Genomic DNA, 13,613 nt, shown 5'->3' with positions numbered 1-13,613 from the left:
CTTTAATCAAAGAACTTTTTGAAGAAGTTCTTAAAGCCTTTATCTTTATTTTGCATATTATTTTTTGTTTTACTATGCGGAGATTGCTCTCGCTTTAGTAACTCATATCTATTATATTCTTCTTTTCTTTTAGTTTCATTAACAGTAACTGTTCTTTTAGAAGTTTTTGGCTTTTCTTGAGTAGACTGCTCCCCTTGACTGAGAGCACCTCTGCCATAAATAGCACTAATTACTAAGAAATCAATATCTGACATCTTATATGCATAGTTAACTACTCCGTAAGCCGCTGAGTAAATTGGATTACGCATTCCAATTTGGTCAGGCTGATAAATTCGCGCCTTGACATTCAAAGTATTAGCTATAATACTATCATAACCTTGCAAAAGACTACTTCCGCCAGTAATAATAATGCCACCTGGTAACTTCAAGGCGTCATGTTTAACCAAGCCTTTTTCAATTCTGTCAATAGTCTGGATAACCCTGGCGTTAATAATTTCACTTAAATATTTTTCGTCAACCATTTGCTGGCCATTTGAACCAACACTGTTAACGGCAAATTTATTTTTAGCAGATGCAAGGCTGGGATCAGCATAACCATAATCAAGTTTTATTTGTTCAGCATCCTTGTTAGAAGTACTTAAAACAACCGAAATATCATTACTGATATCACTGCCACCTTCAAAATCGATATTTGCATATTTAATTTGATTATTATGAATTACCGTAGCTGTAGTAACTCCGCCACCTAAGTCGAGGATAATTGAACCAAAATGGCGTTCACTTTCATTTAAAGCTACGCTGGCAATAGCAAGTGGAGTTGGAATAAAAAAATTATTGGAATAGCCAGCACGCTCAATAGCCTTTTTTATATTATGCAAGGGACTGGCCGGTGCTGTTAACATGATGCCTTGCACCGACAAAGAATGTGCAATCATTTTTCGAGGATCATCGACTTCGGTTTTACCATCAATTAGAAAACGGCTTGGCAAAAAAGAAATAGGCTCCCGTTCGTTTTTCACAGCAGACCTGATGGCAGCACGAACTACTCGCCTGACATCATGGTTACCTACTTCTTGACCATTATCGCTGACATTAACTAGATCACTTGCAGTTTCAAGTTGGAGCATACCTACAGGTATACCTGTTACTACTCGATAAATATTTGCATTTGTCTTTTTGGCTATTTCTTTTAGTGCCCTATTAATCGCAGCAGCAGTTTCATCAATATCAACTATATTACCATGTCGCATCCCTTTATTAGGAACTGCAACTGCTGCAATAACTTTACCAGAATCAGCTACAACCGCTTTCACGCTTGTAGTACCAATATCTAAGCCTACTAATAAATTCGAATTGTCCAAAATTATCCCCCCGTCAGTGCTACCTAAAAAAATTTTACCATAAAACCAGCCTAAAATCAGTTTATATTAAACCGTAAGCACGCTTTTCATTTGGTGTAAGCGGCCTGCTAAACGCCCCTACTTCCAAATCAATCAGCGTATTTTTTCCCACTTTAGTTTTTATTTTATTATAGTACTTTATTTTACTTTTTAGGGTTGAAACGTTGCCAATAACTACATTCCCGTTTTTCATTAGAAAAATCACTTGTGATTTTCTTCGGGTATTACCACTTAATAATTTAATTTGATCCTGAAAATCAGGTGGTAAACTATTGAATAAATGAAGAATTTTTTTAAGAGATACTTCATGATTGTAGCCTACAAAAACTGGTTTATCTGGATATACTTTTGACCAAGGAATAAACTGAGACCCTAATTTTCCCTGAGTAAGTATTTTACGATATCCTTTAGAAGTCTTAATGTAGCCTTTTGTAGGATATTCATCAATTTCAATTATTAAATGATTAAAACCTTTAACTCGAACATTGATGTTTTTTATTTCTGAGTATTTTGCAGAAAGTGAACGGGATACGCTTTTTTTATTAAAAAGATAATCGACTACTTTGTCACTAGCTTTAATATCTGTTGCTTTTACAACTTCTTTTACTGGTAAATCATTTTCCCCGTTAATTTGAATACTTTGAACATTTGCCAGAGGAGAAATATAATAGCCAAGTCCCAAAAGTGCTATTACCGAAACACCTATTATTAGACCCAGTCTCTTTAATAGTGCGGATTTACGTTCATTATGTAATTTAGAAAGAGAGGCAGAGATTTTGGTATTAGTTCTAGAATTTTTCTTTTTCTTACTTGATTGATGACTTAAATATGGCGATAGCTTTTCTTTAGGGTCAATTTTTGTTACTCGCTTTTTGGTCAACTGCCTCACCTTCTTTTTATTTAGCTAAATCCTGCATTACTTTAATTACTTCATCAGACGCATCAGAAACTCCCAGTTTTTTGGATGCCTTACTCATTTCTGTATAGTATTTACGATCCAACACGATATGATCAATTGAAGAAATAAAGTTATTAATATTAAGTTCATTTTCCGCAATCACTGTCGCTGCGCCGGCTTTTTCAAGATCAAGAGCATTTTTCATTTGGTGATTATTAGTTACATTTGGACTAGGAATCAAAATAGCTGGAACACCTAAAGCGGTAAATTCCGCAATACTAGTGGCTCCTGAACGCGAAACCACACAAATCATTTTTGGTAAAAGTGCTGGCATATCCTTAACATACGGTAAGATTTTGATACTTTCACCATAATTAACATTGGTTAGTTTTTCTGCAATTTTTTGATAATAATAAGTTCCTGTCACCCAAATGACTTGGTATGGCTTAGTTTCAAGCCGAGTCAGTGATTTTAACATTATCCGGTTGATAGCCAAAGCACCACGAGAGCCGCCAAAAACTAATACTGTAGGTATTTGAGGATTAAGACCCCATTTGCTTTGCAAATCAATCTTGGTTGATGACAGATTTAGTACTTGCTGAGAACGTGGATTTCCAGTTTTTACCAACTTTTTCTTTTCCGAAAATTGCTTGGCAGCATCATCAAACGTATAACAAATTTTGCTTACATAGTGTCCTAAAAACTTATTAGCAACGCCAACTACTGAATTAGATTCATGAATCATAGTTGGAATCTTCATTTTTGCTGCTTCGTACACTAGGGCACCACTGACATAGCCACCAGTTCCCATCACAATATCAGGCTTAAAATCATTAATAATTTTTTGAGCTTTTTTTGTGGCCTTAAGAAACAAACTAATTGTAGTAAAATTACTCATTATATGTTTACGGGAAAACCCGCGCATTTCAATTGTTTTAAAATTTACTCCTGCTGCTGGAACTATTTTGGCTTCGAGACCATTTTTGGTGCCGACAAACAGTATTTCATCATTTGTCGCCAAGTTGCGCTCTTTTAATCGTTCAATAATTGCCATAATAGGATAAATATGGCCGCCAGTTCCTCCACCTGTAAATATTATTCTCATTTTATTTAGTCTTCAATTCCTTTATAAAATTAACAAAATAGTCTCCACGTTCTTCAAAGGTTCGAAATTGATCCCATGACGCACAAGCTGGTGAAAATAACAATACATCACCAGGATTTGTCAATTCATATGCTCTTGGTACTGCTTCCTGTAAGGTATTTTCAATGACAATATTTTTAATGCCAGCTTTGCGCGCGGCATCAGCCAATAAATAACGGGTTTCGCCATATAAAACCACGGCTTTAACATGTTTTTTTAAAAGTGGAACCAAGGAGTCAAATGTAAAACCGCGATCTAGCCCACCAGCGATCCAAACTTCAGGATCTTCAAAAGAGGGAATAGCTACTGAAGCCGCCTCTATATTCGTGGATTTGGAGTCATTATATATCTTGCGGCCTTCCAAGGTCATAACATATTGTAAGCGGTGCTTTGCCCCGGCAAAACTAGTTAACACTGCTTGGATATCGCTGATAGTCGCTCCCATAATTTGTGCAATTGCGCTAGCAACTAACGCATTCTGCTGGTTATGGATACCGGGTAATTTCATGTCGGCGGTCTTAATGATTTTTTCATGTTGATTCTGTAAATAGCCATCAGCAATAAAATAGTCAGCAGTTCGATCATTTTCGGAAAAAGTTATTAGTTTTGCTTTTGTAGCTTTCTTTTCTTCTTCAAAAATATTTTTTTGATCTAAGTTTGCTAAAAAATAATGATCTGAAGTTTGCGTCCTGGTAACGTTTAGTTTGGCATTAACATAATTAGCAAAAGTCTTGTGATAATCTAAATGGACATTGTGATAAATATCAATAATCGCAGCTACTTTAGGATCAATATCTGTTACGCCAAGCAGTTGAAAACTAGAAGTTTCGCAAACCAAGATATCATCTTTGGTAGCTTTTTTCACTACTTCAGAAATTGGAACACCAATGTTACCAACTGCATAGGCATGATGGCCATTTTTAGCCAGATGATGATCCAGAATTTTCTGTGCTAGCATTACCGTAGTAGTTTTGCCATTTGAGCCTGTAACACAAATATATGGAGCTTCACTAACACTCAGTGCAATTTCAGGTTCGGTAATAATTGGCAAATTTAATTTTATTGCCTCTTGCACCATTGGGTTTTCATAAGGAATCCCCGGATTTTTTACTAAATAAGCAAAAGATTCTTGGTGTAATAATTCTACTGGATGCGTGCCACCTATTATTTGCACGCCTAGTTTTTTCAATTCTTGTGCTTTTGGATTTTTACTTAAATCAGCCTTGTCGTTTAAAGTTAGCTTTGCACCAAGTTCAAGCAGTAATTTACTTACTGCAAAACCACTTTTGCCGAGGCCTAAAACTAAAATATTTTTACCTTGATAAGTCTTAACTTGCCTCATTTAACTATTTTATCCCCATATTACTAAATACAAGATACTTCCCAGTAAGCCAACAATCCAGAAAATAATGTCTACTTTCCATTCAGAGTAACCCAGCATTTCAAAATGATGATGTATCGGTGTCATTTTGAAAATCCGTTTACCAGTTGTTTGAAAAGAGATAACCTGCAAAATTACGCTCGCTGTTTCACATACAAATACGATTCCCACTAACAAAAGTGACCAAGGCCTATTTAGAAAGATACTAACAGCAGCCAGTCCTCCTCCTAAAGCTAGAGACCCAGCATCACCCATAAAAATTTTAGCAGGCTTATGATTAAAAATAAAAAATGAAATCAACCCTCCTATGACACTCATACAAAAAATTAAAACGGCAAAGTTTTTTTGTTTAAGTGCGATATAAGAGTATGTGGCATAAGCAATAATTGACAGTCCAGTTGCCAAACCATCTAAACCGTCTGACAGATTAACTGCGTTGGAATAACCTACCAACCAGAAAATTACAAAAATTGTGAATAAAACAACACTGTTAACTACACCAAAAAACGGTATGAAAAGTTTGAATTGAAAATGGTCCGTTGCTGCGATGATAATAATCAGAACAGCAACTAAAATTTGTAAAGAAAATTTTTGCCATGCACGAAGACCCAAATTACGCTTATAAAACAATTTTATACTATCATCTAAGAAGCCTATAGTACCGTAACCCAGCAAACTGATTAATAAAATCCAGATCATTTTCGTGACTTCGTGTTGCCATACACCAACCCAGATTGTAGAAACTGTGGCTGCTAAAACAAAAACCACACCACCCATTGTAGGTGTACCAGACTTTTTTTCATGCCATTTAGGACCTTCATCCCGAATTTCCTGTCCTTCATGGTGTGACCTCATGAAAATAATCACCCAGGGTAAAATAATCCCCGTTAACGCCAATGAACTTACTAATGCAATAATGCTAATGATCAGCATAAAATGCTACTCCTTTAATTGTATTTTTATTTTTGTCCCGGATTTGACAGTTTCACCAAAAGCTACACTTTGCTTAGATACTACACCTGTACCCTGAATGCTTAATTTAGCCCCAGTCAAATCTGCAAACTGCTGCAGCTCATCTTTTGACCAACCTTTCATAGCAGGACACTTTATAATGCCGGCTGTCCGCACCAGCATTAATTTACCTGACTGCTGTTTTTGACCTGCTTGATAAGACTGCTTGGTTATTTTATCACCTGAACCAATCCTGACAAGTCTGAAACCAACCCGTTGAGCGATTGCTTCAGCCTCCTTATAACTTAGCCCCGTTAGGTCAGGTATTTTAATCATTGTTGAACTGCTTAAGCCATTTTTAGACATAAGAATTGTTCTATTCATTACAGGTTTAAAAATTGAAGAAAGAATTACTTCAGCCGGTTTACTCATTCTTTGAGGCTGCTTGACAGTGATGTAAATGCAATAACGCGGATGCTTAGCCGGTGTAACTCCAACTACAGAAAAGATGTAATTATTGTTACCTTTAAGATAGCCCCCACCTTTAAGGTTAGCTATTTGCGCAGTACCTGTTTTAACAGCAATACTTTGATTTTTCATCCGGTATGCAGCTCCGGTACCAATTCTTTTGTTTAAAACTTGGCGCATATTTTCAAGAACTATGTTTGCTGTTTCTTTACTATAAACTGGTCTGCCAACATTTTTTATTTGATAACCCGTTATTGTGTGATCATCTGCATCGGTAATTTTTTCAACGAATTGGGGTTTTACCATTTGACCATTATTCGCCAAACTGCTAAAAGCTTGCATCATTTGCATGACGTTCACATCAACGCCCTGCCCAAAACTAGTGACAGCCTGATCAACGGGTGAGTTAAACGCGATCAATCCTGGTTGCTCACCTGGGAGCGTTACGCCAGTTTTCTGACCAATATGGAATTTCTTTAAATACTTTTTCCAAGTCTTAGCACCCATTTGTTGCTCAATATGAACGAATCCGGTATTGCTCGACCGTGGAAATGCTTGTGAAAAAGGTATGCTTCCCCAGCCATGCGGCTTCCAATCGTGAATTACTGAGCCATTCACAGAAACTGATCCTGAATTGTAATATTGATTTGGATGGTAGTTTCCGCTATTAACAGCGGAGGATAATGTCAGGACTTTAAAAACAGATCCGGGTTCATATGTATCTTGCACCAAAATATTGCGATAGGAATTTTTTATTCCCTTTTTGGTCTGCGGATTGAAACTTGGTCTTTGCGATGCAGCTAATACTTTTCCCGTCTTCATATCTTCAACTACGGCTGTCATAGAAACGGGATTAAAGGTATCCTGAACATAAGATAACCTACTTTCAAGGCATTCCTGCAACTGCGAGTCAATAGTTAGATATATATTATTACCGTCTACAGGGGCTTTATAAGTATGGGTACTATTTGGCGTCTGGAAATTTGAGGCATCAACAGCTGAAACCTGATAGCCGTTTTTTCCGGTAAGAACTTCGTCATACCAAGCTTCCAGTCCCATGGTACCCTCTAAATTTTGTTGCCTGGTTTTTTTATCATAAACTGGTGTAGCCAGACCAATTATGTGAGCTGCAAAATTACCATTTGGGTATAACCGTGACTGAGTTTCAAAAAATTTAATTCCCGGCAAATTCATTTTTTCAATTCGGTCTTTTTGCTTTTTGGTCAAATTAGAACCTGCAGTACCAAATTGTACCTGAAAAACCGGCTGCGAAGGATTAAGATACTTTAAAATTTTATTTGCTTTAAGAGGTAAAACTTGTGCTAACTTTTCAGCAGTTTTACTTTTGTTAACAACATATTCTGGCTTATTTTTATAATTAATGGATGATTTATCTAGAATGGCATAAATTGTATACAAATGGGAATCCTGCGCTACAGCTAAACCGTTACGGTCATAAATATTTCCCCGATTGGCCTTTAATACTTGATTACGCATATACAATTGCTCGGTCTTAGCGGTTAAATCTTGTCCATTAACGGTTTTTGAAATTCCCAGATATAAAAATCTGCCTATAAATACAAGAAAAACCAAAGCAACAGCTACCTCGAGAAATCTCCCGACTGTAAAACGGTATCCGTGGGCTTTGGAATTTAAGTTATATTTTTTACTAATGTGCTTATTCATTAGCGTATAGTCCTAATATTTTTTTCATTCAAAGCCAACCCCTTGCTGCGAGCAATTTTATTCATTCTTGAGCTTGAGGTCAACTCACCTAATTCTTGATGCAAATCTCCAACTTGACTTTGCTCTTTTGCAACCGAGCGCTGCAAACTAGTAAGTTCATGTTGAGCTGAAGTAGCAGAAATACTAGAAGAAACGAGCATTGTCATTAAGCCAATTGTGATCATTGTTCCCAATATAAGCAAGGACTTTTCGAAGCCGGTCCAAGCAACGTTGTGATGATTGAGAACTTGACGTTGTCTCTTCTCTGGATCTCTTTGCTCATTAGGATTAAACTCTATTTTTCTTGCTAAATTATCAGCCATTGTTTTTCCTCTTTACAATTTTTCTGCAACCCGCAACTTGGCACTGTGTGAGCGATTATTATTTTTAAGCTCTTCAGCCGAAGCAACAATGGGCTTACGATTTACTAATCGAAGCGTTGGCTTCAAGTCATCGGGAATAGCAGGCATTCCCCTAGGTACCTCAACGTCGGAGTATTTTTTAAAAATATTTTTTACTATTTTGTCTTCATCAGACTGAAAAGTAATCACACTAATGCGACCGCCTGGTTTGAGTAATTTGATCGCTTCCTCAAGTGATGTACTTAAAGCATCAAGCTCGTGGTTTACAGCAACACGCAAAGCCTGAAAAGTCTTTTTTGCTGGATGCCCTCCAGTCCTTCTTGCAAACGCAGGAATTGCTTCCTTAATAACATCAACCAGTTCAAAGGTTGTCGCAATTGGCTTTTTTTGTCTTTTAAGGACAATTTTATGAGCAATCTGGCGAGAATACTTTTCTCCACCAAATTTATACAAAATATTAGCCAATTCTTTTTGACTTGAGTCATTAACCAATTGATACGCATCAAGACTTTGATCCTGATCCATTCTCATATCCAATCTGGCATCGAAGCGGTAAGAAAAGCCTCTTTTTGCCTGATCAAATTGGGGGGAGGAAACGCCTAAATCATAATAGATACCGTCAATGCCATCTTGATAACCCAGCTTAACCAAGTTAATTTTTAAATGACTAAAGTTGTCGTGTACTAATTGTAATTTAGGATCAGCCTCAGATTTAAGTAAATCGGCAAAGTTTAACTTAGCCGAATTTATTGCATATTCATCCTGATCAAAACCAATCACGGTACCACTAGCAAGTTTGCTCAGTAAATATTTTGCATGACCGCCGCCGCCAAAAGTTGCGTCTACATAAAGACCACCATTTTTGGGTTTTAAATTATCGATTGTTTGGTGTAAGAGTACACTGGTGTGTTTGAATTCCATGTTTATAGTTCCAAATCATCTAAATTTTCTGCGATATCATCATAGTTTTCGTTGGCTTCATCACTAAAGCTTTCCCAACGCTCTTTCGACCAAATCTCAATTCGATCAGAAACTCCTATAATGACACATTCTTTAACAAGACAAGCGTGCTTCTTCAACGTTGTGGTCAGATTCACACGTCCCAGCTTATCAAATTCGCATTCCATTGCACCAGAGTAAAATAAACGCGTAAAACTGCGTGCATTCCTCTTAGTCAAAGGAAGGTGGGCTAGCTTGGCTTCAATTTTCTGCCATGCCTCTGTAGTATAGCCAAAAATGCAACCTTCCATTCCACGAGTAAATATCATTTTTTCGCCAATCTGACTACGCAAACGAGCAGGTATAATTAAACGCCCTTTGCTGTCGAGATTGTGATGATATTCACCCATGAACATGGCATTACCCCCTTCCACTAATTAATTTACCACAATTCACCACTTCCTACCACTTTTTAGTTATAAAGTTTAACATTTATTTTTTATGAGCCAAAAAGTAAAAAACGCAGACCATTGCAGGTTTGCGTTTAACTTGAAAAATAAATTTTTTTACTCAAAAAGTTTGACTATATCATTAAAAATAATAACCCTAAATACCAAAAAATAGTATTAACAGTTAAATAGTCCCATATTTTGCGGAAAGTTTTACTTATGGACAAGTTCTTATTTTTAATTGCTTCCGTTATAGCTATTATTATAACTAAAATGAAGAAGACAAAAAACCCATATGGCAAAAACTCAGGCCTTTTCTGATTCAGGGTAATCAGGTGGCATGCATATATAAAAAAGAATGGTAATAAATCATATCCGCGAAATTGCGCCTTGGGAAACATCTTATTAATAAGAAAAGCTAAAACAAGACCAACAATAGGTATCAAAAAAATTAAAAACATTGGCTATATTCCTCTATTATCTAATCTCTATTTTATCTTACTCTCTAATTGAAAAAAACTTTTAAGTAGCATAAAATATTGTTCAAATAGGGAGGTCTATCAATGACGAGAAGACATAAGAAAAAGAGATCTAAATTTCAAAAGCTAACAATTGCTATGGCCTGGCTAATGGCAATAATAACTTTAGCTGCTGTAGTAATGCAAGTTGTTGGTGCATTATCCAGCTTTGGCTTTTTCGAATAAAAAAACGTGAGATCATTGTCTCACGTTTTTTATTGTTGATAATTATCTAAATTTACCATAAAAGGATAGTTAACGGCTAAATTCCACCATAATTTATAAGTAACGCAAGCAAAAATAAATGCCCAACATAAGGTTGGCAAAATACTTTTTATCAATTTAATTGAACTAATACTCGTCAGGCCTGTCATATTCATAATAAGCCAAGTATAGCCCTCAACCAGAATAGAAGAGATTAAAATCGCTAAAATTCGGGCCCAAAAAACTTCTGGTAAAAATCTGGCAGCTTTTTGCAACAGCCAGCAAATTATAGGTAAACTAATGGCATAAACACCAATAATACCAAAAAAATAAATATCACTTACTATACCAGTACCAAAAGCTAACCAAATCTCTTTATGATTAGTGTCATCAAAAAGTGCTATTAACATCATGCTAACGGGTACCAATAAGTTTGTAGCATTACCTATTAAAAAAAACCGGTGAAAGAATAAAGACAAACTGCCGCTGATAGCTAAAACTATATATAAAGCTAAAACAAGACTAAATTTTCGCAGAGACTTCATTAGTCGTTCACTTTCCTTTTAATAACTGAGACTACAGAAGGATCATTTAATTCACCTGCTGGATTAATTTTAATTAAATCAGATAAGCCAAATGTATCATGGGTTGTAGTAGAAACTGTTCCTACCAATAATCCTTTGGGTGAATTACCACCTAATCCGCTAGTGTAAATTTTTGCACCACGCTTTAGTTTTTTACTGTCGACCGCCTGAGTAAATGCTAGTGTCTTGTTACCTATTACCGTAATAATTCCATGAACTTTTTTTCCGTTTACGGCTTGTGCTTCAACTGCGAAACGATTGGCTGATTTATCACTAGTTGTTATTAATTCAACTTTTGCAGTAGCAGCATTGACTTCTATTAGGCGACCAATAATACCACCACCGGACATTACCGCCATATTTTTACGCAAGCCAGATGTAGATCCTTTATTAATAACCAACAGGTCTGTCCAACTGTCCGGTGAACGAGAAATGACAGATGCTTGAATAATATTATAGTCAGTAAGCGTATTTTTTACTTTTAATGCTGATTTAAGTTGTTTGTTTTCAGCTTCCAAGCTAGCATTACGAGCTTTTGTTTGTTCTAAGTCAGTAACTTTGCTCTTGAGGTAGTTATTTTCATCTTGAGTATTCAACAAATCGTGAACATTATTTAAACTGCCAGAAACAAAACTTAATGGAAAATCAATTATTCTTGATCCCACTGCGACCACATCATTGCCAAAACTCTGAATAATCAGGGGGGTATCACGTCTATTACGTAAGCTGACACTGCCTCCTATAACAGTAAAAGCCAAAATAACTGCTATACATGCCGATAATAATTTTTTGTTTTGTAGAAATTTCTTCATTTGGAAACAGTCCCTAAAGAAAAGCCGGCGAAAACAGCCGACTTTTAGTATTATCTGCGATTTTTGCGCATTACTTCAATATTTTTCAGAGACTCACCTGTACCAACTGCAACACAATCTAGTGGATCTTGGGCTATAAATACTGGCACTTTAGTAGCTTCGGAAATAATCTCAGGTAAGTTTTTTAGTAAAGCTCCACCGCCTGTCAATACAATTCCGTGATCAATGACGTCTGCTGCTATTTCAGGGGAGGTCTGTTCAAGCGTTTCCTTAATTGCAACGATAATGTCCTGAACAACATCTTGAATAGCATGAGCTACATCGACTGCTTTTACATCAACTGATTTTGGTAAACCAGTAACTAAATCACGGCCACGAATATTGACTGCTTCAATATCTTTAGCCTTTTCAACTGAAGCAGAACCAATTTGAATTTTAATATCTTCAGCAGTTCTCTCACCAATTAGCAAATTAAAATTAGAGTGAACATAATTCACAATTGCCGTATTGAACTTATCACCGGCTTGGCGGATTGAGGTAGAAGAAACTATTCCCCCTAAAGAAATAGTGGCAACATCGGTAGTTCCCCCACCAATATCTACAACCATTGAGCCAGTGGGATCCATTACTGGCAATCCTGCCCCAATAGCAGCTGCAAATGGTTCTTCTATTACAAAAGCTTCACGTGCTCCAGCTACACGAGCAGCATCAATCACTGCCCGCTTTTCAACCTCAGTAACACCAGAAGGTACACAAATCATAGCTGAAGGTTTGGAATTGCCAACAGTCTTTTCGATAAAATACTTAAGCATTGAGGCAGTTGTATCATAATCAGCAATTACGCCATCTTTCATTGGCCTAATAGCCACTATACTTTCTGGTGTTCTGCCGATCATTTCTCTTGCTTCTGACCCTACCGCAATTACCTTGCCGGTATGGGTGTTTTTTGCCACCACAGAAGGCTCTCTTAAAACAATCCCTTTACCTTCCATATAAACAAGAGTATTGGCAGTTCCTAAGTCAATGCCAATATTTTTTGCTCCTAATCCAAACACGTAAATCTCTCCTTATTATTGCAGTCTCTAAATCTTGAATAATTATAGCATAAAGTGCAACTTAAAAAAGAAAATGGAACGTAACTTTAAGATGATTTTAAAATAATTGCCGTTCACAGAAACTAAAGTAATTTCCTTTGCCCACAATAAAATGATCAAGAAATTCAATCCGAAATAGTTTTGCTGCCTCATGAAGCATCTCAGTGAGTTCAATATCACTTTTTGAAGGTAACAAATTACCGCTGGGATGATTATGCACTACAAAGAAGCCGGCACAGGCATAAATAACTGCCCAACGAAAAACCTCTCGTGGATGCGCAATTGACTTATCCAAAGTACCTTGAAACAACTTCTTTTCAGCAATTATATGATTACTGTTATCTATGTAGATTGCCCATAGTTCTTCTTGTTTATGTCCTGCAAATTTATCTAATAAATAAGTACCGACTTCATCGCTTGAAGTCATAATAAGTTCCCGGTCTGATACCGCGGAGCGCAATCTTTCAAGTAATCCCTCACCTAAAATTGCTAAACTGTCACAGCATTGGTCACCAGATACATATTTAAGCAGATCATTGGCATTTCTTATTTTTAATTCTTCCAACTTAACAAGAAGTTCATCAAAATTTTCAATTCCATGTTCTTTCAGTTCATCAAAAAAACTGTTCAGCATTTCCCAGTCAGTTTTAATTAAATAGTGATGAGACCTTATTAATTCCATAA

At 36.4% G+C, this 13,613-nt stretch carries 15 protein-coding genes; 1 reads left to right on the top strand and 14 read right to left on the bottom strand.

Annotation, left to right across the window (positions count from 1 at the left end):
- Positions 1–2: 2 nt before the first annotated feature.
- From ftsA to LDX54_RS04355, 10 genes are all read right to left on the bottom strand, one after another.
- The gene (gene ftsA, locus LDX54_RS04400) at positions 3–1,361 is read right to left on the bottom strand and encodes a cell division protein FtsA (protein WP_265666771.1); all 1,359 of its coding nucleotides are present in this window, start codon (positions 1,359–1,361) and stop codon (positions 3–5) included.
- 61 nt (positions 1,362–1,422) lie between these two features.
- The gene (locus LDX54_RS04395; RefSeq protein ID WP_265666772.1) at positions 1,423–2,280 is read right to left on the bottom strand and encodes an FtsQ-type POTRA domain-containing protein; all 858 of its coding nucleotides are present in this window, start codon (positions 2,278–2,280) and stop codon (positions 1,423–1,425) included.
- Positions 2,281–2,296: 16 nt separating this feature from the next.
- Complete coding sequence (murG, locus tag LDX54_RS04390; RefSeq protein WP_265666773.1) at positions 2,297–3,403, bottom strand: undecaprenyldiphospho-muramoylpentapeptide beta-N-acetylglucosaminyltransferase; 1,107 nt, start codon at positions 3,401–3,403, stop codon at positions 2,297–2,299.
- Between the two features lies 1 nt (position 3,404).
- The gene (gene murD, locus LDX54_RS04385) at positions 3,405–4,784 is read right to left on the bottom strand and encodes a UDP-N-acetylmuramoyl-L-alanine--D-glutamate ligase (RefSeq protein WP_265666774.1); all 1,380 of its coding nucleotides are present in this window, start codon (positions 4,782–4,784) and stop codon (positions 3,405–3,407) included.
- A 9-nt stretch (positions 4,785–4,793) separates the two neighbouring features.
- On the bottom strand, positions 4,794–5,756 hold the full coding sequence (mraY, locus tag LDX54_RS04380) for a phospho-N-acetylmuramoyl-pentapeptide-transferase (RefSeq protein ID WP_265666775.1): 963 nt from the start codon (positions 5,754–5,756) through the stop codon (positions 4,794–4,796).
- 6 nt (positions 5,757–5,762) lie between these two features.
- Positions 5,763–7,928, bottom strand: coding sequence for a penicillin-binding transpeptidase domain-containing protein (locus LDX54_RS04375; RefSeq protein WP_265666776.1), 2,166 nt, complete (start codon positions 7,926–7,928; stop codon positions 5,763–5,765).
- Positions 7,928–8,290 (bottom strand): cell division protein FtsL, encoded by a 363-nt coding sequence (gene ftsL / locus LDX54_RS04370; protein WP_046324739.1) that lies wholly within the window; start codon positions 8,288–8,290, stop codon positions 7,928–7,930. The genes LDX54_RS04375 and ftsL overlap by 1 nt, the downstream gene beginning before the upstream one ends.
- Positions 8,291–8,302: 12 nt before the next feature.
- Entirely contained in the window at positions 8,303–9,250 is a 948-nt protein-coding gene (gene rsmH / locus LDX54_RS04365; protein ID WP_265666777.1) for a 16S rRNA (cytosine(1402)-N(4))-methyltransferase RsmH, read from the bottom strand.
- A 2-nt stretch (positions 9,251–9,252) separates the two neighbouring features.
- Positions 9,253–9,684, bottom strand: coding sequence for a division/cell wall cluster transcriptional repressor MraZ (mraZ, locus tag LDX54_RS04360; protein WP_265666778.1), 432 nt, complete (start codon positions 9,682–9,684; stop codon positions 9,253–9,255).
- Between the two features lie 167 nt (positions 9,685–9,851).
- Positions 9,852–10,178 (bottom strand): DUF3397 domain-containing protein, encoded by a 327-nt coding sequence (locus LDX54_RS04355; protein WP_046324736.1) that lies wholly within the window; start codon positions 10,176–10,178, stop codon positions 9,852–9,854.
- Positions 10,179–10,280: 102 nt separating this feature from the next.
- Between LDX54_RS04355 and LDX54_RS04350 the strand changes: the two genes are divergently transcribed.
- Positions 10,281–10,421, top strand: a complete 141-nt coding sequence (locus tag LDX54_RS04350) for a DUF4044 domain-containing protein (RefSeq protein WP_084619544.1) — start codon at positions 10,281–10,283, stop codon at positions 10,419–10,421.
- A 29-nt stretch (positions 10,422–10,450) separates the two neighbouring features.
- On the opposite strand, the gene mreD is transcribed toward LDX54_RS04350, so the two are convergent.
- From mreD to LDX54_RS04330, 4 genes are all read right to left on the bottom strand, one after another.
- Entirely contained in the window at positions 10,451–10,984 is a 534-nt protein-coding gene (gene mreD / locus LDX54_RS04345; protein WP_046324735.1) for a rod shape-determining protein MreD, read from the bottom strand.
- Positions 10,984–11,835, bottom strand: coding sequence for a rod shape-determining protein MreC (gene mreC / locus LDX54_RS04340; protein WP_046324734.1), 852 nt, complete (start codon positions 11,833–11,835; stop codon positions 10,984–10,986). Before mreC ends, mreD begins: the two co-directional genes overlap by 1 nt.
- 50 nt (positions 11,836–11,885) lie before the next feature.
- A complete protein-coding gene (locus tag LDX54_RS04335; RefSeq protein WP_046324733.1) occupies positions 11,886–12,890 on the bottom strand; it encodes a rod shape-determining protein in 1,005 nt (334 codons plus the stop codon).
- A 97-nt stretch (positions 12,891–12,987) separates the two neighbouring features.
- The gene (locus tag LDX54_RS04330; protein WP_046324732.1) at positions 12,988–13,611 is read right to left on the bottom strand and encodes a JAB domain-containing protein; all 624 of its coding nucleotides are present in this window, start codon (positions 13,609–13,611) and stop codon (positions 12,988–12,990) included.
- Positions 13,612–13,613: the final 2 nt, after the last annotated feature.

It is taken from the genome of Lactobacillus sp. IBH004, assembly GCF_026185255.2.
In the GTDB taxonomy this organism is placed as follows: Bacteria; Bacillota; Bacilli; order Lactobacillales; family Lactobacillaceae; genus Lactobacillus; species Lactobacillus melliventris.
This window is presented reverse-complemented; position numbering and strand designations above follow the sequence as displayed.